Origin of the sequence: Archangium violaceum (assembly GCF_016887565.1) — a bacterium.
Lineage (GTDB): Bacteria > Myxococcota > Myxococcia > Myxococcales > Myxococcaceae > Archangium > Archangium violaceum_B.
In genome coordinates this window covers 5,624,169-5,644,644 of sequence record NZ_CP069396.1, presented here as the reverse complement: position 1 = coordinate 5,644,644, position 20,476 = coordinate 5,624,169, and the positions used below count along the sequence as shown (strand labels likewise).

The following is a 20,476-nucleotide window of genomic DNA, read 5'->3' as shown; positions in this document are numbered from 1 at the left end:
CTCGACTCCGACCGCCTCCCCACCGGCAAGGACGACACCCCTTACCGGCTTGCAACCCTCGCAGCGAATCCCCGCAAACCCATGGTAGCCTGGACATGTGACGCGAGCGCTCGCTTTCAACTCGTCTCAGAACCTCCCGCTCAGCAGGAGCCCGGCACCGTTGGGGCCCAGCACCGGGGAGAGGCGGGCCTGGATGGAGGCGGGAGTGGAGGGAGTGGGCTCGGGCGTGACGGGCGTCCCCTCTTCGGAGAGCCCCAGGTTCGCCTTGAGCTGCTTGTTGTAGCCGTCGGCCAGCTCGCGCGCCTCGCTGGGGGTGATCGGGTGGGGGCTCATCACGATGCCCCACGCCAGGACGCCAATGCCCACCGCCGAAATGCCCATGCCCACCAGGGACGTCGTCGTCTTCTCCTTGAAGCGCTGCCGGTTGCGATCGAAGCACGCGTTGAAGTCAGACGAGAAGACATCACAGTCCTCATCCTTGGCGGCGAGGGCGGAGATGGAGAGGATGCCTCCGCCCAGGAGGGCCGCCCCACCCACGACGCTCACGAGCGTCTTGGTGTTCATCTTGTCCTGGTAGGCCTGCACCAGGTCGTTGCGGCCCACCAGCCTGTAGAGGGCGTCACCCTCGAGCGGCCTCTTGAATTTGCCGACGTAGGGCACGGTCCACGTGGACACCACCGCGCCGGTCCCCGAGCTCACGGCGATGAGCTCGTCGAAGCCGATGTACTGTTGCTCGTACTGCTCCGTCGGATTCGCATTCGGCACGGTCGGCGGAGCGGGCGCCTTCGGAGCGGGCCTGACAGGGGCCATCGGCGCGGGCGTGGCGGCCACCTGTTGCTGGGGCGCCTGGGTCCTGGCGGCGAGCGCCGTCCCCGCCACCGCGGAGAAGGAGCCACGCGACTGGCCTGCCGTGTCATAGAGGGTCACCACCGCCTGGGTCAGTGCGCCCGAGGCATCCGGGAAGAGCCGCAGCACCATCACGCGATCCACGGGGAAGCCCGCGCCACGCTGGACGATGGAGGCGTCATCCAACTGCGCCACCGGACCGAGTGCCTGGGCATTCATGACCAGAAGGGCCTTGCCGCTGGCCCGCAGCGCCGAGGACAGGGCCAGCTCCGCCTGGGAGAGCTCCGGCGCGTCGCTCCCGGCGGGCACCAGCAGGTAGCGGGCCGGCGTGTCGCCGAGGTGCGTCGCCAGGGCATCCGCGGGGAAGGTGGTACCCCAGGTGGAGCCCTCGGCGGCGAGCACGGAGCCGGGGACTGTGGAGAGCAGCAGGACGAAGGCAACGAGAAGAGTGCGAGACATGCGAGCAGCTGAATACGGGATACAGCACGCGGCGAACAAGCCCCCTCCCCCTCTGTGACGGGGAGGCAGCACGGCCTGCAGCGCCGTAGCGGGCGCGCCAGGACCGGAGGTCTGCGGCGACGAGGCTGACAATGATTGCGACGGAGAGACCGATGAGGGCTGCAAGGGCGATCACGGAAACAATCCGCATGGGAGCGGCTCGTGCGGCTGCACGCTGCCGTCCGCGACGGAACCGGCGGGCATGATTGCCTACTTGCTCGGCCTTACGGCTGCGCTCGCCGCACGCCGAAGGCGCCGCCTGCGTCAGGCCCACGTCAGCCTCCTGAGGCCTCCGTCCCCGGCGAGAGCCATCGTCCGGGGCATCGCTTCCCGAAGCGCTCGCCCGCGCCGCCTTGCGGTGGCCCCGCCGCGTCCCAAGCCTTGAGTGAGGCGCCCCAGGAAAAGAGTCCGTGCGAAGCCTCGTCCGAGTGTTCGGTCTGCTGCTCCTCCTCATCGTGCCCTCGTGTGCTCGAGAGGAGACGGAACCGCTGCGCCTCGGCACCGTCCTCTGGCCGGGGAGCGAGCCCCTCTTCCTCGCGCGTGAGCTCGGCCTCACGGACGACCGCTCCGTCCGTCTGGTGGAATACGCCTCCCTGGGCGAGGTCGGCCGGGCCTTCCGCAACGGGGTCATCGACGCGGCCCACATGACCCTCGACATGGCGCTCGTGCTCCAGCAACACGGCTTCGAGCCGCGAGTGGTGCTCGTCCTGGACTACTCGCACGGAGGCGATGCCCTCCTGGCGCGGCCGGAGGTGCGGCGGCTCGAGAACCTCCGGGGGCGGAAGGTGGCGGTGGAGGATCTGACGACGAGCCCGTACGTGCTCGGCCGGGCGTTGGAGCAGGCGGGACTCCGGCCCTCGGACGTCCAGATTGTCCGGATACCGGTGGACCAGCAGGTGCGCGCCTACGAGGCGGGAGAAGTGGACGCCGTGGTCACCTTCGAGCCCTTCGTGGACAGGCTGCGGCGAGCCGGAGCGCACGAGCTCTTCGACAGCAGCGCGCTGCCGGAGGAGATCATCGACGTGCTGGTGGTGCGCGAGGATCGCCTCGCGCGGTACTCCCGTCAGGTGGAACACCTGCTCCAGGGATGGTTCCAGGGCCTGGAGTATCTGCGGCGCGACCCGGACGGCGCGGCGGCCCGGATGAGCCCACGTCTCGACATGAGCCCCTCGGAATTCACCACGGCCATGCGGAGCCTGCGGCTGCTGTCCTTAGACGAGAACCGCGCCCTGCTGGGAGCACCCTCTCCCGCGCTCGTCGGACCGGCGCGGCGCCTGCAACGCTTCATGCTGTCACAGGGGCTGATGCAGGAGCCCATCCGGTCCGAGGAGATGCTGGACGCTCGCTTCCTCGAGGAGGTTCGGGAGGACGGGAGATGAGGCGCTCCCGGGACAACCAACCCGGAGACCGTGCGAAGGGAGGTCGTGGCCTGCCCCCCCTGCGCATCACCCTCCCGCTGGTCCTGCTGATCTTCGCGGCGACGCTGGGCCTCTACGACCTGCGACAGAACTCGCGCGTCACCATCCAGCGGATCGAGGAGTACACCCTCCAGGAGCTCGCCCAGCGACTGGGCGAGAAACAGGCTCACCTGGAGTTGCTCCTGCGAATACGGGACCTGGAGCAGACGCAGGGTGAGCTCGCCCGCCTGGGGACGGATCCGCACATCCAGACGGCCCTGCTCATCGACGAGACCGGCACGGTGGTCGCCTCGACCCGGCGCATCGAGCTGGGTCGGCCGGCCCGGGCTCTCCACCCCGAGCTGTACACCGGGGAGGCGGAGCACCAGATGGAGAAGGCCCGCCGGCACCTCGCCGCGAGCGTCCGGGTGACCGGGGATGGTGGAGCCCTGGTGGGCTACTACCCCGTCCTGGGGCCGCCACAGCCGGGGATGCTCTCCCCCTCGACGGTCTGGCTGCTCGTCGTCGAGCGGGACCTCACCACCCTCAAGCAGCAGGGGCTCCAGCAGGTGCGGATGGGCGTGATGAAGCGCAGTCTGATGATCGGACTGCTCGCGGGCCTGCTCTGGCTCTTCTCCTACTTCGCCCTCACCCGGCGGGTGGACCGGCTGGTCGCCGCCACCCGGCGCTTCGCCGCGCGCGACTGGGAGACGCGCTGCGGGCTCACCGGGAGCGACGAGCTCGCCCAGGTGTGCCAGGCCTTCGACGACATGGCCGAAGGTCTGCGCACGACCCAGTCCCAGCTCGAGGAGAGCGAGTCCCACGTCCGGCTGCTGCTCGACTCGACCGCGGAGGGCATCATCGGAGTGGACCCCGACGGGTGCAGCACCTTCGTCAACCGCTCCGCCGTCCGGATGCTCGGCTATTCGGAAACGAGCGAGCTGCTGGGCCGCGATGCGCACGCGACATGGCACCACACCCGCGCGGACGGCACGCCCTACCCCCCGAGCGAGTGCCCCATCATCCAGGCGATGAAGACCGGCACCCCGTACCACACCGAGGAGGATGTCCTCTGGCGCAAGGACGGCACGAGCTTCCCGGTGGAGCGCTGGTCCCACCCCATGCGCCAGGAGGGCAGGAAGGTCGGCATCGTCTCGACGTTCATCGACATCACCGAGCGCAAGCGCGCCGAGGAGACCCAACACGTCCTCATCGAGGCCAGCACGCAGCTGGCGGAGCTGCTCGACGAGACGAGCACCCTGGAGCGTGTGGCGCGGCTGGCCGTGCCCCAGCTCGGCCAGTGGTGCGTCATCGACAGGGTGGACGACGCGGGGCGCATCCACCGCGCGGCCGAGGTGCACCAGGACCTGACCCGGAAGAGGCTGCTGCGCGAGCTGACGGAGCGCTACCCTCCGAGCTGGAACACGCTCCAGCCCACCGCGCGCGTGCTGAGCACCGGCAGGCCGCTCCTGGCGAGCGAGGCCACCCAGGCCCTGTTCCACACCGGCAACGCCGACGCGGAGTACCCGGAGATGCTGCGGCGGCTCGGAGCGAGGACCGCCATTGCCCTCCCGCTCTCCGCACGGGGGCAGACGCTGGCGGCCATGCTGCTGGTGTCGGACACACCGGGCTTCGAGTACGGCCCCCATGAGCTGGCACTCGCCGAGGAGCTCGCCCGGCGCGCCTCGGTCGCCATGGACAACGCCCGGCTCTACCAGCAGTCCCAGGAGGCGGTGCGCCTGCGCGAGGACTTCCTCTCCGTGGCCTCCCACGAGTTGCACACGCCTCTCACGCCCCTGCGCCTTCACCTGCAGACGCTCCAGCGCGCGCTGGCCGCCAGCGTCGGCGGAGCGGGCGCCAGCCGCCTGATGCCGAAGGTGGACAAGGCGCTCGAGCAGGTGAAGCGCCTGTCCAGGCTCGTCGATGACCTGCTCGACGTCTCCCGCCTCACCTCCGGCCGAATCCGCCTGCAATTGGAAGAGGTGGACCTGGTGGAGCTGACCCGGGACCAGGCCGAGCGTTTCTCCGAGCAGGCCAGCGCCGCCGGCTGCCAGCTCCTCGTCACCACCGAGGGGCCCACCGTGGGACACTGGGACCGGATGCGCCTGGAGCAGGTCCTCACCAACCTCGTCACCAACGCGCTGAAGTACGGCGCGGGCCGGCCGGTGGAGATCCACGTCGCCTCGTCCGGAGGGAGGGCGCTCTGGAGCATCCGGGACCACGGCATCGGAATCGCCGCCAAGGACCTCGAGCGCATCTTCGAGCGCTTCGAGCGGGCGGTCTCCACCCGGCAGTATGGCGGATTGGGGCTGGGCCTCTACATCTCGCTGGCCATCGTCCGCGCGCTCGGCGGGGACATCCACGTCGCGAGCCAGCCGGGAGCCGGCTCCGTCTTCACCGTCGAGCTACCGCTCGAGCCCGCCCGGGACTCGCGAACACACGGGACCCCTTGCCTGGACTCCGAGCAGACCAGCTCTTCCCTCTGAAGGCTGGCGGGTGCGCGGCCCGAAGCGATGTCGGTGCGGGGCCCGCCGGCATGCACATCCACTGCAGCGGCGAGGGCCCACGCACCGTCATCCTCGAGACCGGTCTGGGCGGCACATCGGCGGCCTCGGCCTGGGTCCTCCAGCAAAGCACCTCCCGCTTCGCCCGCGTCTGCTCCCATGTAGTCTCGATGATCGCGTCGCTCGACTCCCTCACCCTCTCAGCGATGGTGGTGCGGGGCGGCGTGCTCTACGCCATCTTCGGTGCGACTCCGGAAAGAAGGGACTCTTCCGCATCGAGAGCGCGAGCCGCCGCCTCGAGATCATCGATCGTAGCATCGGCTCGACATAGGCGCTCGCGATGGACGACGATCACCTCTACGTTGCGAGCGCCCGCGGACTCGAGCGGATCCCGCTTTGAACGGGCCCTCGTCGAGCACCCGTTGAATACGTGCTCTCTCGGTGGAGAACCGGAGTGGCGATCGAGTCGTAAGAGAGAGGTAGGAATATGGCAGTTGAATCTTCCCATGCGGTCGCCCAGTTCGTCAGCGTCGTCAGCGACAATCCGGCCCTGGCTTCTCTCCGAAGCTCTCGCGCTCGCAATCCCGAAGGAGCTGCTGGAGCTCTTGTCCAACTTCAACGGCAATGCCGAGCCTCGTTGGGACGACGACGGGCTGAAATGTGAAGGAGAAGAGGAGACGCTGTTCCCTGATTCGACGCTTCGGCTCCTGTCGATCGACGGCATTCTGAGTGAGAAGTCCGATTGGGATGACCTGGCGGCCGAGTATGAGGCGATGGACGAAGAGGCGCGCGAGGAGAAGTGGCATTTTGCATTCTGGAACCGCGCGTGGGTGCCATTCCTCATCTTTGGAGGCCGCGAGTGCCTTCGCGCCTAGCCGGCCTTCTTTTCCCCGGGGCCCGCGAGGTTCCACGACTCCTGGAGTGACTGAGGGATGCGGAACGTCACACGGCCGCCGCCCGTCTCGGAGGAGTGCAGCCCCTCCAGCAGCTTGCGCGACAGGGAGGCGGAGATCTTCGCCGCGAAACCCGCTTGATCCTGCGCCTCGTCCGACAGGGAGAACATCAACCGCATCGGTCCCAGCAGATGACGGGTCCAGTCCGTTTTCTCGAGCCCCACGGCGTCGGCGACCGCCTCGCTGCACAGCTCGCGCATCGTCGTCACCGCGATGCCGTCCATCATCGTGCCAGGGATGCGCATCTTCAAATAGTCGACGAGCGCCTTGGTCAGTGCGACCCCATCCGCAGAATGTCTCACCTGGCGCTGCTGGATGGCCTCCCAGAGCTGCTGCGCATCTACCAGATCTCGGGGCAACAGCGCTGGGTGGATGCCCAGGAAGTGTCCAATCACCTTCCAGCAGTGGAAGTAGGCGTCCTCCTCCTCTGGGGTGAAGTCGAGCCCGAGTCTGGTCAGCACCTGGGGGACCAGGGCGAGCGTCAACAGCGTCGCGACATGATCCTCCTGATTGGCCGGAGTGCCCCACTCGGACGCCTGCCACTTGGGATCCCTCCCGACGTGGTAGCGGATGGTGGCGTGCAGCAGCCGGATCTTCTGCGCCGTGCGCACCCCGAATCCCTTCGGCTCCAGGCCGCCCTCCGCCATCACATCCAGCACGAATTGCGCCGTCTCGATGATCCGGCGGTGCACGTGCTTGTCGATGCCACCCGTCCAGGTCAGCACCTTGGCCGCCTTGGCCCAGGCGTAGCAGTTGGGCAGGGACCAGGTGAAGTAGGCCAGGGTCATCTGCATGCCGTAACGCTGGAAGAGCCGCTGGCCCAGACGGACCTTCTCCGCATCGGCCCACTCGGGCCAGTCATCCGTCTGGTTCAAATAGTCTTCCACCGCGTCCGGCATTTCCGCTGGAACCAGGTGCACGTTCGACTGGATGCTCTGGAGAATGCGGTTGACGGCCGCCACCTCGTTGTTGGCGAACACCGCCTGAATGGCCGCATCCGCCACGGGCTCGCCCATGGAGCGAAAGGGTTCGAGCACATCATCCGTCCAACGACCACGAGATACAGACATGATTCCTCCTTGGGTGCAGCGTACCTGGCAACCGGTAGGCCAACCAGGGGGGCCCAGACCTGTTCTCGCTCCGTGTGTTTTCTTGGAGCGAGGCGCACGCGCGGTCCTTACTTCGCGCCCTGCAGACCCACCCCGCTGACGGGGACGGTCTCCACCCGGCTGTCGAACCCGGCGATGATCGGTCGAGCCTTGGCGATGGCCTCCCGCACCGCGGGCAACGACAGGGACGCCTTGTGGCTCTCCGCGCTGTCCCAGACCTCGGTGATCCAGAGGGCATCCGGGTTCTCGCGATCGAGCGCGATGACATAGCTGAGGCACCCAGGCATGCCGCTGGTGCCTCCGCTCATCGCCGCGAGCAACTCATCCCGCTTGCCCGGAGCGGCGATCATCCTTCCAATCAATCCGTACATGACACTTCCTCCTGGACACGGCTCCCGCCATTCATCCAACCTACGCTGCCTTCTTTGCTGGCACGCCACATGGTGCCTGCTACGCGCCTTCGTACTCCTGGCCGATTCGCCGACAAGCTTCTAGGCGGAGAGGTAGGGCATTTCCAGGGTGAAGGTGGCTCCGTGACCCGGGCCGTCGCTGTGGACGGTGAGCGAGCCCCCCAGTTCCTGGGCCGCCAGGGCACTGGAGTGCAGTCCAAACCCGTGTCCCTCTTCACGGGTGGTAAAGCCATACTGGAAGATGCGCGTGAGCATCTCCGGCGCGATGCCCATGCCGTTGTCGTGGATTGCGATCCGGACGTGGTCGTCGGCAGTGCGCTCCAGTTTGACGATGAGGCGCCGCTCGGTCACGGGCAGGACGTCCATGGCGTACTTGGCATTGCTGACCAGGTTGACCAGGATCATCAGGGTCTTGTGCTTGTCGGTGAGCAGCGGCGGAAGGGAGGCCAGGTGCCGCTCCACCTTCACCTGGTGACGAACGAGCCCGGCCGAGTTGATGCGCAGGGCATCCTCCACCAGCTCCGTCAGGAGGACCGGCTCATGCACGCGAGGCGTCCGGGCGTAGTTCTGCTGTACCTTGACGATGTCACCGATGTGCTCGGTGTACCGGCCCACATCATCGAGCAGGGTGACGATCTCCTCCCGGTCATCCACCAGGTTCTGCCCCAGCTTGTTGAGGAAGGGCATGAGGTGACACCCTCGCTCGTCCTGGGTGAGGAAGGTCGCGAGGTCGGGCTGGCGCTCCTCGAGCATGTTGGCGACCCGGCTCACATGCTCGAGCCGCATCCCGCTCAACCGCTCCTTGGCGACCTGGGCCGAGGTGTAGACGCTGTTCAACACGTTGCCGACGTTGTGCAACACATTGGTGGCGATCTCCGCCATGCCCGCGCGCCGGGCCGTCTGCACCAGTTGCAGGTGGACTTCCTTGAGCTCTCGGGTGCGCTCCTCGACGCGCAACTCCAGCCCGTCATTGGCCTGGCGCAGCTCTTCCTCACGGCGCTGGACCTGGTCGGCCATGAACCGGAAGGCGCGAGCCAGCTGCCCCAGCTCGTCATCGCGCGTGGTGTCCAGCTCGACCTTGAATTCCCCGGACGCCACGCGATCGGTGGCCTGGGTGAAGGCGAGCAGCGGACGGGTGATCTGTTGCCTGAGCACCCAGGACACGATGGCCAGCTCGAGCAACAGCGACACCATGCCGAGCAGCAGGATGATGCGCGCCGCCTGGAAGGCGGGGTGGGACACGGCGCTCTCGGGCAGAACGGTGACGAAGTACCAACCGGGGCCTCTCAGCCGTGCCACGGCGAGGTACTCACCGTGCTCCGGGAACTTCAGGATGGCCTGGCCGGGTGGGCTCGCCATCACCCGCTCGACGATGCTCCGCAGATGGGCCTGCTGCTCGACGGCGCCTTCCCCCTTCAGTTCAGGATGGGCGATGAGCTTGCCGTCATCCCGGAAGACGATGTTGTAGGCGTCGGGCAGGTGGTCGTTGATGGTGCGGGCCATCAACTCCTCGATCAGGACATCATGGCTGATCGACGCGACATGGCGGCCATCCATGTCCAGGGGAGTGGTGGCCGTGGACATCGCTTGCTGCGTGACCGGCTCCTTGTAGATGGGAGACCAGGTCGTCTGCCGCTTCGGGTTGTTCTCGGGCAGGCTGCCGGGAAAGAAGTCCTGGGTGATGATCGAGGTGGTGGGATCGCTCTCCTTGATCCAGTTGGGGCGCTCCGGCCAGAACATGGCGAGCGATCCCTCGGGCAGCGTGATGAAGGAGTCCGTGAAGCGCGTATGAAAGGCGGGCCCGTACTGGATGAGCACGTCGTACGCGGCCAGGAGCCGGCGACGCTGGTCCATGTCGACGGGCACGCCCCGGGGGACGAAGAGACACGGCATCCTCGTTCCGTCGAAGCCCTCGAGACGGTTGCGGATCGCGCCATCGGGCATCAGCGCGAACAGGCTGTCGAATCGGGCACTCACGTCCTCGTGCTGGTAGGCGCGGATCTTCTCCTCCAGGGCCTTCTCGAGGACGGAGAGGTTGTCTTCGGCCAACAGGAAGATGGACTGCTCACGCTGGCTGCGCTCCGCCACATGCTGCTCCAGCTGCGCAAGGGCCTCGGCGCGCAGGGTGTGGAGCATGTGGAGGTAGCTGAAGAGGGTGCTCAGCGCGATGACGACAGCGATGCGCACGCCCATCTTGATGAGCGTGGACTGAGCCAGGGAGGCACGGGGGCGGTTGGATGTCGGCATGGTGGCGTAGCGACCTGGCTTCTCGGCGGCAAGCATGCAGGTCAGGCGCTGGCTGCAGGGGCCGAAGCACGGCTAACGAGGTCGACTGTGACGCTCTGACACGAGTCGAGTCACAGGAATTCCGCGCCAACATGTGCAGGTAGAGGTCCGCCAGGCAGGCTGTTGGGAGAGCATGAGCGAGAGACGCAGGGTGCCCGAGTGCTTCGCGGCTCTCCACCGGAGAGGTCCTGGTGCTCAACGACTCCGGGCAGGGCTCCCTGCATGACCCGGTGAAGAACGTGTGGCGCACCGCCACCGCGCTGCAGCCGGTGCGTTCGACGCACGCTTCACGCCGTCCACGTGGTGGGCCGCCGCGAGCGAAGCCTCGAAGTCGCGGATGTAGGCAGCCGTCTCTCGTAGAGCCGCGTCGCCCGGGGCTGCTGGTAGGCCGCATCCCCCGGAGGTGAGCTACGCGGTCAACGGCAGGCTCGTCGCGGACTCGGGCAACGTGCTCACACCACGTCATTTCATCCAACCCACGTCATTTCATCCAACACTGAGCCGCGCGAGGCCTCCGGTGCTGATTTTTGGGATGGCGGCCGGGTCGGACCCTCCTCCAGGGTGAAGCCTGAATTCCTCGGGCCCATTGCCTCGAAGGTCCCATGAATCCCAGAATCGCGGTTTCGGTGATGACCTCCCTGTTCCTGTTCGGATGCGGGAACGTCGAAGCTCAAGACGCGGCGGAGCCCGACGCACTGAGCACGCTTCCTCAGGCAGTCTCGGTGAACGGCAACGCGGGCTTCCTGGTGGTCTACAACGTGAACTACGAGAACCTGCCGACCGCCAGCGAGTTGTGCGCGGGGGACTGGCAGGATCTCATCTACTACATGAGGACCCAGGAGTACTCGCCGGATGTCTTCATCGTCCACCAGATGAGCGGCGCCGCACAGGCCGCCGAGCTCGCGCGGTACATGCAGGACAACCTTCCCGGGTTGTATGACTACGTCGTTGCCGAAGCGAATCCGGAGGCAATGAACAGCCCCTGCGGCCCGGCGAAGGACTATCAGACCAATGCGATCATCTATCGCACGGGTCGCCTGCAGCCCATCTCCGGGACCAAGGCGACGTGGCAAGTCTACAAGGGCGCGGGTGGCTCGTGCGTGCCCAACCATCAGTCGCGCTCCATCGGCGTGCGCATGGCCTTCACGGACGTCATCACCCACAAGAAGGTCGTCCTCGGCTCGTCGCACTGGCCCACCGCGCAGGAGGGCCCGAGCTCGGACCGCGCGTGTGCCGAGAAGAACATCCAGCTCACGGACACGAAGATGCGAGGCATCAGCGACGCCAACCTGATTGTCTGGGGCGTCGACTCCAACGAGGGTGACTACGCCAACGGCGCCTACAAGGACTGGTACAAGCAGGCGAACTCCTGGATTCCCAGCACGATCGACTACAACTGGAACGATCCGGTCTACGAGGCCTGCTCGGAGAGTCGGAGCTGCCTCGATGACAACTGGACGGGTGGCGGAGGCGGCCGCATCGACTTCCTCTTCTTCAATGCGGCGGCGACCTCGTCGCATGGCAAGACGATCACCTACAACGAGGGGGATGCCGCCGACCTGCAGTTCACCGGAGCCGACCGGGACGACCTCAACTACTCCGGCCACCGCGCCGTCAGCGCTCGTATTCATTACTAGCCGACTGCCCACGACGTTGCGAGGGACACCTTCCGGCGGCACTCAGCTCGAACTGGTCCGATCATCGGACCAGTTGCTTGAACTCGCGCCCGGAAGCCGACCCTCCCCGAGCGCTTCCCTGAGATTGGCGGGCGCTCAGCCCCCTGATGGCCGCGGCGGTGTGCCAATGCACGGCGGCACCCCACCCTCGTCCGCGCCGAAGAGCTCCACGAAGGCCCTGCGATCGTGCGCGGGCAGGATGAGCAATTCCGGATCCCGCGCGTGGAGCTGCACCAGCTTCGCCACCTCCGCCTGGGTGCGCGCGGAGTCCTCGTCGGTGAGCCGCCGCATCAGCCACGATTTCCCCACGTTCCGCTCGATGGATTCCCGCAGGTTGATGAGATCCCCCACGTGCACGAAGCGCTGGGCCGGTGACACGTTCACGAACGTCGCCACGCTGCCCGGTGTGTGCCCGAAGGTCGGCACCACCACCACGGAGCCGTCGCCGAAGACGTCGAAGCGGGCCTCGTAGTTCGCGTACGGCTCCGCCGCGAAGGGGATGGGCACCATGCGGCCCTTCAAGGCCCGAGCATGCGCGGGGAGCGCCACCCCGCGCGGGTGCTCCAGCTCCGCTTCGATGAGCTGCTCCTCCTCGGCGGCCAGCCACACCGGCACGTCCGGCAGCGACGCCACCCCGCCGGCATGATCGGCGTGCACGTGAGAGAGCAGCAGCGCCTTCGGCCGGGTCACCCCGAGCGCGGTGAGGGCCTCCTTCAAGTTCCGCCGGGGTGCGTTGCGACCCGCGGTCTGCGAGAAGGTGAAGCGTCCCCAGGCGCCCAGTTCCCGCTGCTCCTCCTGCGCGTGGGGGGAGATGCCGGTGTCGAGCACGAGGTCGCCCTTCGGGTGGCGGATGACGAGCGCCGCGGAGGTGACCTCCCAGGTGGCGGCCTTGGTGGAGCCGCCCGCGCCGTACCCTCCCGGCACCGTCACGCCCCCCGTGTCGATCCAGCACACCTGGATCGGCGCGCCCGGGGCTGGCGAGGGCACGAAGGCATGCGGCGCCGCCGGGGGCAACGACGCGCACGCGGTGAACAGCAACGACAACACGATGAGCTTCCGCATGGGGCACCTCTCCTGAAAGTTCGACCGCAAGATGCCCTCCCGCCGTCCCATTTGCCTTCTGGATGTGAGAATGAGCGATATTCACGGTGTGAATCTCGCCACCTTCGACCTGAACCTGCTCCGCGTGCTCGACGCGCTCTTCATCGAACAGAGCGTGGGGCGCGCGGCGGCGCGCTTGCGGCTCTCGCAACCGGCCACCAGCAACGCACTGGCGCGATTGCGCGACGCACTCGGAGACCCGCTCTTCGTGCGCGGCCGTCAGGGCATGGTGCCTACCGCTCGGGCCCGGGCCCTGCGCGGGCCACTCACGCTCGCGCTGCGGCAGCTCCAGGAGGCCCTGGTGCCGCCCGAGGACTTCGTGCCCGAGACCGCGCGCCGCACCTTCGTGCTCGCCGCGAGCGATCATGCACAGCTCCTCGTGCTCCCACAGCTCGCGGCGCGACTCACGAACTACCCCGGCGTGAAATTGCGCGTGGTGCCACTGCCGCGCGACTTCCCCACCCCCGAGCTGGAGTCCGGCGAGCTCGACCTGGTCCTTGGCGTCTTCGATCTCGCCCCGGGGGACCGTGCGCCGCGAGGACTGCAGCGGCAGGTGCTGGTGCGCGAGCGCTTCATGCTCGTCGGCCGCGCGCGCCATCCCGCCCTGCGCAAGCCGCAGCGCTTCGATCTGTCACTGCCACAGCTCCATGTCTCACCGCGCGGCGGCACCGAGGGGGGTTTCGAGCGCAAGACGAAGGTCCGCCGCAACGTGGTGCTCTTCACCCCTCACTACCTCGTAGCGCCCTGGGTGCTGTCGAGTACCGATCTCATCGCCGCGCTGCCGGAGCGGGTGGCGCGCCGCTTCGCCGAGGCCTTCCCGCTCACCGTGGTGCCGGTGGAGCTCCCCCACGAGCCGCTGCGCGTGCAGCAGCTCTGGCACCCGCATCGACAACAGGAGCCCGCGCACCGCTGGCTCCGTGAGCAGGTGCTCGCCGCCGCGCGCGCATCGCCCGCGGAGGAGGGAGATTCCGCGGCCCCTCATACCCGGTAGAGTGGGCTCCGTCCCCATCACGGAAGAACCGGCCTGGAGAGAACGATGCATCGCCTGCTGTTGAGCCTGATCCTGCTGTCCACGGTGTCATTCGCGGAGGAAGAGAGCCCCTACATCCTGGAGGCCGATACCCGTCTGGGCAAGCTCGAAATCAAGATGATAGGAGAGAGCGACACCGAACAAGAGGCTGTCTTGAATGGCAAGCGCATCTATCAAAGCGAGGGGATGCACCTGTCGATCGTCAAGGTCTTCCACACGAGCAACGGCGAGGTGGTGCTGTTCAGTGAGAACCCTGGCGGCTCTGGCACCATCGACTCGCACTTCTTCATTCAGTTGCGCAAGGATGCCGCGCCCGTCATCACCCAGGTCTTCTATTCGCAGACCGGCGAAGTCTCGACGATGCAGGAGAGGGACACGATCAAGGTGGACCTGGGCTACGACCAGGGCAAGCGCGCGACCCTCATCTACCAGGACGGCAAGCAGACCCTTCACAAGGTGGCCCCGAAGGGCAAGCAGGCCGCGGACGAGGACGACTGCCATGACCTGTACCACCAGGTCCATGAGACGTACGTCCAGAACCGTCACTGCGACGACGGACTCGAGGACGTGGGCGGCATGGCCACGGTGCGCATGCTCCGGATGCTGGAGAACGACCCACGTCTGGACTTGAAGACCCTCGAGACCCTCTCCAAGCAGTCCTGCAAGACCCGCGACACCCTCGAGTACTCGGAGTTCAGGAAGAGGATCTGCGGCGCCTGATGCGCCCTCCTCGCCGGACCACACGCTTCCCGCCAGCCAGGATTGCCCCCTTTCGTTCCGCCCCTGATTCGGATACATATTTCCCTGGAATCCACGTAAATCTCAGGATACAGGAATTCTCACATGTCGAGTCAGGTGCGTGGTGGGTGCGGGGCCTTCGTCCTGGCCTTGTGCGTCAGCGCTCCCGGGGTCGTGAGCGCCGCGGAGCAGTTGCCCTACGGAGCCAATGCCTTTCCCGGCGCCATCAAGGCGTATGATTTCGACCAGGGGGGCGAAGGGGTCGCCTACCACGACTCGGACGCGGTCAATGCCTATCAGTACTACCGGCCCGGCGAGGCCGTGGACATCGGCGTCCGGGGCTCGGGGGACTACGAGGTCCGGGGCTCGCCGGGCGAGTGGCTCGAATACACGATCGATGTGCCCACGGGTGGCCGCTACGAAGTCTCCATCACCTACTCCCAGCCGAGCGGGAGCGCGCAGGTCTCGCTCGGCCTCGATGGCGCGGCTCCCCTCCCCGTGACGCTTCCCGCCACGGGCGGGCACGGCACCTTCCAGGCCTACAAGGTGACCACGCCCCTCGAGGTCACCCCGGGCCGTCACGTCCTGCGGTTCTCGTTCGTCGGCGGGGACGTCTACCTGCGGCGGCTGTCCTCGGCCCTGCTTCCGGGGCGCTCCTTCTACTTGAGCCGCTCCGGGGCGGGGGTGAAGGACGGCTCCAGCTGGAGCCAGGCCTTCTCCGCCGCGCAGCTCTCGACCGCGTTGAACCAGACGCTCGCGGCGGGGGACACGCTCTACGTCGCGGGCGGCCTCTACGAGAGCTCGACACCGTATGCCTTCAATCTCACCACGAGCGGGACGGAGGCGCTGCCCAAGAAGGTGGTGGGCGTGGACCTGGGCTCGGGCCCACCGGTCTTCAAGGGCCTGTGGACGCCCACGGATCCGGGCAGCAGCAACAAGAGCTACGCGCTCATCCGCTTCACGAACGCGCACTACTGGGACATCCAGGGGCTGAGCGCCGAGGGCTACTACCACGGCGTGCGGGCCGACGGCTCCTCCCACTTCCAGCTCAGCCAGCTGCACTTCACCCGCGTCCGGGAGGGCTTCTCGTTGAGCAACGTGTCCCAGGCGAAGCTGCTCCAGTCGGACGTGTCGCGCTACACCAAGCGGGGCATCCGTCTGGGCGAGACCGTGTCGGAGCTGCTCGTGCAGGACTTCACCGCGGATGCCACGACGGGTGATTCCTCCTGGCCGACCGAGGCCTATCCCTTCGGTGTCTCCGTGGAGAACCCCGCCGACGCCGCCACGCCGGGCTCGCATGACCTGGTGTTCAACCGCGTCACCATGAAGAACAACACGTTCACGTCCACCTCCGGCTACCAGAACGGGGACGGCTTCTCCCTGGAGCGCTCCGCCTCCAAGGTGTCCTTCTTGAATTCGGCCGCGCTCGACAACACGGATGGTGGGTGGGACGACAAGTCCCAGGCGGCCTACTACGAGAACTGCGTGGCGCTGCGCAACAAGCGCAACTTCCGCCTCTGGAATGACAACGCGCAGCCCACCCTCCTCCACAACGTGCTGGGCGCGTATGCCCAGAAGCGTGACACGTACAGTACCGCGGGCCTGTGGTCCCAGGGCTACGTGGAGGTCTACGACTCCACCTTCTTCGCCAACGAGGGCAGTGAGATCGTCCTCGAGAACAACACCACGCCCGCGGCGCGCGTGAAGCTCGTCCATTCCATCCTCTCGGACGCGGGACCGTGTGGCGCCGTGGCCTCCAAGGAGGGCGGCACCACGCTGGAGGTGGTCGACAGCGTGGTCTGCGACGGCGCGGCGGGGACTCCGGTTCCCCTCCGGGCGCCGAGCACGACCTGGACGGGACAGCCCGCGGACGCCTTCAACCCCGTGAACACCGCGGTCACCCAGGGCTACCGGCCCGTTCCCTGAGACGCGAGTGGAGGCACCATGAACGATAAAGCCATGACGCGCCGCGATTTCATCTATCTTGCGGGTCTGGGCACGGCGGCACTGAGCCTGTCCTGCCGTGACGAGGAGACCCCCATGGAACCCACTCAGAAGCCCAAGGAGCTCTGGGTCTACGTCGGCACCTACACCTCGGGAGACACCGGCAGCGAGGGCATCTACCTCTGCCGATTGGACATGGAGACGGGCACTCTCGAGCGGGTGGGTGTCACCCGGGGCGTGGCCGATCCGTCCTTCCTCGCCCTGGATCCGACAGGTCGATACCTCTATGCCGTCAATGAACTGACGATTTTCGCGGGCCAGCCAAGTGGCGCGGTGAGTGCCTTCGCCGTCGCTTCCCGGAGCCGTGAGCTGACCTTCATCAACCAACAGCCCTCTCGGGGCGGTGCACCCTGCCACCTGGAGGTGGATGCGACGGGCGCCTTCGTGCTGGTGGCCAACTACGTCGGCGGAAATGTCGCCGTCCTTCCCATCCAGGCGGGCGGCGGACTGGGCGCCGCCGTCGAGTTGAAGCAGCACCGGGGCTCGGGGCCCAAGCCCCAGCAGGACAGCGCGCACGCCCATCAGGCCCGGCTGGATGCCGCCAACCAGTACGTCCTGGTCTCGGACCTGGGATTGGACAAGGTCATGACCTACCGGTTCGACAACAAACTGGGAACGCTCACGCCCGGCGAGCCGGCCTCGGTCTCCAGCGCGCCGGGAGCGGGACCGCGCCATCTGGCCTTCCACCCCAATGGCCGCTTCGCCTTCAGCATCAACGAGCTGGACTCCACGATCACGGCCTTCTCCTATGACGGGACGCGAGGTGCGCTGACGGCGTTGCAGACCGTCTCCACCCTGCCCGAAGGGCTCACCACGCCCAGCTACTGCGCGGACATTCACGTCAGTCCCGACGGCCGGTTCCTGTATGGCTCCAACCGCGGCCATGACAGCATCGCCGTGTTCGCCATCGACGAGGCCGGGAGGCTGACCTTCGTGGAGCACGTGACCACGAACATCAACTGGCCGCGCAACTTCGCCATCGATCCGACCGGGACGTACCTGCTGGTGGCCAATCAAAAAGGAAACACCGTCGTTTCCTTCCAGAGGAACGCACAGACCGGAAGGCTGACGCCCGTCGGCCAGCCCCTGGAGATCCCCACTCCGACGTGCCTGCTGGTGGTTCCGCCCTCCGCCTGAGCCCTTGGGGGGGACCCACCCGCCGGGCCCCCTCCACGCCCGCTCGGAGGTAGGATGGATGGATGACCTCCTCCCTGGAGCTCCGGACCGGGCGTCTGCTTCTGCGCGAGTGGCGGGACGCCGACCTCGCCTCCTTCGCCGCGCTCAACGCGGACCCCACCGTGATGGAGTACATGCCGTCCCTCCTCTCGCGCGAGGAGAGTGATGCGCTGGCCACGCGCATTCGCGACCACTTCGCCCGGAATGGCTTCGGACTGTGGGCCCTGGAGGTGCCCGGCGTGACGGACTTCGCCGGCTTCGTCGGGCTCTCCATTCCCACCTTCCAGGCGCCCTTCACCCCCTGCGTCGAGGTGGGCTGGCGTCTGGCGCGTGCGCACTGGGGCCACGGCTATGCCACCGAAGCCGCGCGCGAGGCCCTCCGCTTCGGTTTCGAGCAGCGCGGCCTGGAGGAGATCGTCTCCTTCACCGTGCCCGCCAACCTGCGCTCCCGTCAGGTGATGGAGCGGCTGGGCATGCACCGCACTCCGGCCGAGGACTTCGACCACCCTCGCCTTCCCGCGCAGCACCCCCTTCGCCGGCACGTGCTCTACCGGCTCTCGCGCTCGGAGTGGGAGCCGCGGAAGTAACCTTCATTACTATCTATTCTCGTTTTACTACTCTCTCTCTTCGTGACATAAGCGGGCGCCTGACTCGTATCGCCAGGGGAATTCAGATGAACGCGAAACTGGGATTGCGCTCGATGTGCGTCTTCATGGGTGTCGCACTGGGAATGACGACTCCCGGCGAGGCGGACGCCGCATGGAGGAGCGTGCTGTACCCCTCCACGTGGACACCCGGCTACACGAACCCGAGCAACCCCTCCCAGTTCCTGCACGACTTCTCCTACGCGGGCTACCGCGCGCGGCAGGCGGAGCCGCCCATCCGCGTGGATCGCGTGATCGACGTGACCGCGGCCCCCTACTACGCGGACAAGACGGGCATCTCGGACGTGACGATGGTGCTGCAACGGGCAATCGATGACGCGGGAGCCCAGAGCGGAGGTGCCGTGGTGTACCTGCCGGCGGGCACCTACAAGGTGTCGCCCCAGTCCGCCAAGAACCACGCCCTGCTGCTGAACAAGAGCAACGTCGTCCTCCGGGGACAGGGTCCCACCGAGACGTTCCTCTACAACGCCGCGACGGACATGCGCGGCCGGAGCGTCATCCGGGTCTCGCCGCAGGCCTCGTCGGTCTCCTGGACCCCGTCCTCCGCGACCAGCACCCTGGTCACCGCGAACCTGCCCATCCTCACCACGCGCATTCCCGTCGCCAGCGTGAGTGGCTTCAGCGTGGGCCAGTGGATCGTCCTCCGCACGGACCTCACCGAGTCCTTGAGCCAGGAGCTCAACATGGGGAGCGACTGGACCTCGCTTCCCGGAGCGTCGTTCTACCGTCGGATCACCGCCGTCGATTCCACCGCGAAGACGTTGACGATCGACATCCCGTTGCGTCTGGAGATGAAGACCCGGGACAACGCGCGGGTCTACAAGGTGGCCGCGCACCTGTCCGAGGTCGGCATCGAGAACCTGGCCATTGGCATGCAGGAGAACTCGACGCCCGGGACGGCGGGCGATGACTTCGGCACTCCCGGAACGGGCGCCTATCAGATGCATGACTCCTTCGCCGTGGTGATGAACCACACGGTCGACGGATGGATCGTCAACGTCAAATCCTACCGGCCGCCGTCCAACACGCGGGACATCCACGTGCTGTCCAACGGCATCGATCTGCTCTTCACCCGGAACATCACCGTGGACTCCTGCGAGCTGAACAAGCCGCAGTACAAGGGCGAAGGCGGCAACGGCTACCTGTATTCCATCCGGGGCAGTGACAACCTGATCAAGGACAGCGTGGCCTATGGAGGGCGGCACAACTTCAACTTCCGCTCCATGCAGGCCACCGGCAACGTGCTGTTCAATGACCGGGCGTCCAATGGCGATCTGGTGTCCGACTTCCACATGCACCTGAGCGCCGCCAACCTGATGGACAACCTCACCCTGCATCAGGAGAAATTCGAGGCCGCGGACCGCTCGCCCTACGGCACGACGAGCCACGGGGTCACCACCACGCAGAGCGTGTTCTGGAACACGAACGGGTCGCAGTACCGCTCCGGGACCACTTCCATCATCCGCTCGCAACAGTATGGCCAGGGTTATGTGATTGGCGTGCGCGGAAGCGCCACCGGCGTGGACCTCTCCACCACCACGAAGACCGCTCCGGCCGACTTCGCGGAAACGGCCTCGTCCGGCAACCTGCTCTCCCCCCAGTCGCTCTACGTCGATCAGATTCAGCGGCGCCTGGGCGGCACGGAGGAGCACGCGGGTACCGAGTTGATCTACCAGGCGGAGAACATCCTCCCCAGCCAGGTGAACGACACGTCCTCGACGAACATCGACGCACAGGCCGACAAGGGGAGCTTGCGCTACCACAACACCACCGCCGTGGGCGGCAAGGTCACCTACACCCTCTACCCCCGGACGATCGGGACCTTCCAGGTGAAGGTGAGGACGAAGAAGAACAACACCCGCGGCCAGTATCAGCTCGACATCGACGGGGCGCTCCAGGGAGCCACCCAGGACGAGTACTCGAGCTCGACGGTCTATGTGGAAGAGGACCTGGGACTGGTGACGTTCTCGGATCTCAACCCCAAGGCGTTCACCTTCACGGTGAGCGGCAAGAACGCGGCCAGCAGCGGCTTCAACATCGCCGTCGATTACATCAAGCTCATCCGGCAGTAGGCGAATCGGCC

Annotated in this window: 16 protein-coding genes; 11 read left to right on the top strand and 5 right to left on the bottom strand. The window is 66.9% G+C overall.

The features are described 5' to 3' along the window. Positions 1-126 precede the first annotated feature (126 nt). Complete coding sequence (locus JRI60_RS23150) at positions 127-1,305, bottom strand: hypothetical protein (protein ID WP_204228020.1); 1,179 nt, start codon at positions 1,303-1,305, stop codon at positions 127-129. Positions 1,306-1,519: 214 nt separating this feature from the next. On the opposite strand from JRI60_RS23150, the gene JRI60_RS55150 reads away from it, so the two are divergent. From JRI60_RS55150 to JRI60_RS23135, 4 genes are all read left to right on the top strand, one after another. Beyond that, complete coding sequence (locus JRI60_RS55150) at positions 1,520-1,729, top strand: hypothetical protein (protein WP_430384410.1); 210 nt, start codon at positions 1,520-1,522, stop codon at positions 1,727-1,729. 25 nt (positions 1,730-1,754) lie between these two features. Further along, on the top strand, positions 1,755-2,723 hold the full coding sequence (locus JRI60_RS23145; protein ID WP_204228019.1) for an ABC transporter substrate-binding protein: 969 nt from the start codon (positions 1,755-1,757) through the stop codon (positions 2,721-2,723). Then, a complete protein-coding gene (locus tag JRI60_RS23140; protein WP_204228018.1) occupies positions 2,720-5,227 on the top strand; it encodes an ATP-binding protein in 2,508 nt (835 codons plus the stop codon). Before JRI60_RS23145 ends, JRI60_RS23140 begins: the two co-directional genes overlap by 4 nt. A 524-nt stretch (positions 5,228-5,751) precedes the next feature. After that, positions 5,752-6,120, top strand: a complete 369-nt coding sequence (locus JRI60_RS23135; RefSeq protein ID WP_204228017.1) for a hypothetical protein — start codon at positions 5,752-5,754, stop codon at positions 6,118-6,120. Here JRI60_RS23135 and JRI60_RS23130 read toward each other — a convergent pair. The 3 genes from JRI60_RS23130 to JRI60_RS23120 form a co-directional block, all read right to left on the bottom strand. Further along, positions 6,117-7,268, bottom strand: a complete 1,152-nt coding sequence (locus JRI60_RS23130; RefSeq protein WP_204228016.1) for an oxygenase MpaB family protein — start codon at positions 7,266-7,268, stop codon at positions 6,117-6,119. The genes JRI60_RS23135 and JRI60_RS23130 overlap by 4 nt on opposite strands. A gap of 107 nt (positions 7,269-7,375) precedes the next feature. Beyond that, positions 7,376-7,678 carry a putative quinol monooxygenase gene (locus JRI60_RS23125; RefSeq protein ID WP_204228014.1) on the bottom strand — a complete coding sequence of 101 codons (303 nt, stop codon included), beginning with the start codon at positions 7,676-7,678 and terminating at the stop codon, positions 7,376-7,378. A gap of 120 nt (positions 7,679-7,798) precedes the next feature. Next, a complete protein-coding gene (locus JRI60_RS23120) occupies positions 7,799-9,964 on the bottom strand; it encodes an ATP-binding protein (protein ID WP_239470677.1) in 2,166 nt (721 codons plus the stop codon). Between the two features lie 641 nt (positions 9,965-10,605). Here JRI60_RS23120 and JRI60_RS23115 point away from each other — a divergent pair. After that, positions 10,606-11,640, top strand: a complete 1,035-nt coding sequence (locus JRI60_RS23115) for a hypothetical protein (protein WP_204228012.1) — start codon at positions 10,606-10,608, stop codon at positions 11,638-11,640. Between the two features lie 135 nt (positions 11,641-11,775). Here JRI60_RS23115 and JRI60_RS23110 read toward each other — a convergent pair whose 3' ends face one another. After that, positions 11,776-12,741 (bottom strand): MBL fold metallo-hydrolase, encoded by a 966-nt coding sequence (locus JRI60_RS23110; protein ID WP_204228010.1) that lies wholly within the window; start codon positions 12,739-12,741, stop codon positions 11,776-11,778. 70 nt (positions 12,742-12,811) lie between these two features. On the opposite strand from JRI60_RS23110, the gene JRI60_RS23105 reads away from it, so the two are divergent. The 6 genes from JRI60_RS23105 (at position 12,812) to JRI60_RS23080 (ending at position 20,465) form a co-directional block, all read left to right on the top strand. Next, the gene (locus JRI60_RS23105; RefSeq protein ID WP_204228009.1) at positions 12,812-13,771 is read left to right on the top strand and encodes a LysR family transcriptional regulator; all 960 of its coding nucleotides are present in this window, start codon (positions 12,812-12,814) and stop codon (positions 13,769-13,771) included. Positions 13,772-13,816: 45 nt separating this feature from the next. Continuing rightward, entirely contained in the window at positions 13,817-14,530 is a 714-nt protein-coding gene (locus JRI60_RS23100; RefSeq protein WP_204228007.1) for a hypothetical protein, read from the top strand. A 123-nt stretch (positions 14,531-14,653) separates the two neighbouring features. After that, complete coding sequence (locus tag JRI60_RS23095) at positions 14,654-16,474, top strand: carbohydrate-binding domain-containing protein (protein WP_204228006.1); 1,821 nt, start codon at positions 14,654-14,656, stop codon at positions 16,472-16,474. Between the two features lie 18 nt (positions 16,475-16,492). Then, complete coding sequence (locus JRI60_RS23090; RefSeq protein WP_204228005.1) at positions 16,493-17,689, top strand: lactonase family protein; 1,197 nt, start codon at positions 16,493-16,495, stop codon at positions 17,687-17,689. 62 nt (positions 17,690-17,751) lie between these two features. After that, a complete protein-coding gene (locus JRI60_RS23085; protein WP_204228004.1) occupies positions 17,752-18,315 on the top strand; it encodes a GNAT family N-acetyltransferase in 564 nt (187 codons plus the stop codon). Positions 18,316-18,401: 86 nt separating this feature from the next. Further along, positions 18,402-20,465 (top strand): glycosyl hydrolase family 28-related protein, encoded by a 2,064-nt coding sequence (locus JRI60_RS23080; protein ID WP_204228003.1) that lies wholly within the window; start codon positions 18,402-18,404, stop codon positions 20,463-20,465. Positions 20,466-20,476 lie beyond the last annotated feature (11 nt).

What these genes read in the sequence shown, in the direction of transcription:
- JRI60_RS23150 (WP_204228020.1), bottom strand. Translation starts at nt 1,305, where the DNA reads ATGTCTCGCACTCTTCTCGTTGCCTTCGTCCTGCTGCTCTCCACAGTC.
- JRI60_RS23140 (WP_204228018.1), top strand. Translation starts at nt 2,720, where the DNA reads ATGAGGCGCTCCCGGGACAACCAACCCGGAGACCGTGCGAAGGGAGGT.
- JRI60_RS23135 (WP_204228017.1), top strand. Translation starts at nt 5,752, where the DNA reads ATGCGGTCGCCCAGTTCGTCAGCGTCGTCAGCGACAATCCGGCCCTGG.
- JRI60_RS23130 (WP_204228016.1), bottom strand. Translation starts at nt 7,268, where the DNA reads ATGTCTGTATCTCGTGGTCGTTGGACGGATGATGTGCTCGAACCCTTT.
- JRI60_RS23125 (WP_204228014.1), bottom strand. Translation starts at nt 7,678, where the DNA reads ATGTACGGATTGATTGGAAGGATGATCGCCGCTCCGGGCAAGCGGGAT.
- JRI60_RS23120 (WP_239470677.1), bottom strand. Translation starts at nt 9,964, where the DNA reads ATGCCGACATCCAACCGCCCCCGTGCCTCCCTGGCTCAGTCCACGCTC.
- JRI60_RS23115 (WP_204228012.1), top strand. Translation starts at nt 10,606, where the DNA reads ATGAATCCCAGAATCGCGGTTTCGGTGATGACCTCCCTGTTCCTGTTC.
- JRI60_RS23110 (WP_204228010.1), bottom strand. Translation starts at nt 12,741, where the DNA reads ATGCGGAAGCTCATCGTGTTGTCGTTGCTGTTCACCGCGTGCGCGTCG.
- JRI60_RS23105 (WP_204228009.1), top strand. Translation starts at nt 12,812, where the DNA reads ATGAGCGATATTCACGGTGTGAATCTCGCCACCTTCGACCTGAACCTG.
- JRI60_RS23100 (WP_204228007.1), top strand. Translation starts at nt 13,817, where the DNA reads ATGCATCGCCTGCTGTTGAGCCTGATCCTGCTGTCCACGGTGTCATTC.
- JRI60_RS23095 (WP_204228006.1), top strand. Translation starts at nt 14,654, where the DNA reads ATGTCGAGTCAGGTGCGTGGTGGGTGCGGGGCCTTCGTCCTGGCCTTG.
- JRI60_RS23090 (WP_204228005.1), top strand. Translation starts at nt 16,493, where the DNA reads ATGAACGATAAAGCCATGACGCGCCGCGATTTCATCTATCTTGCGGGT.
- JRI60_RS23085 (WP_204228004.1), top strand. Translation starts at nt 17,752, where the DNA reads ATGACCTCCTCCCTGGAGCTCCGGACCGGGCGTCTGCTTCTGCGCGAG.
- JRI60_RS23080 (WP_204228003.1), top strand. Translation starts at nt 18,402, where the DNA reads ATGAACGCGAAACTGGGATTGCGCTCGATGTGCGTCTTCATGGGTGTC.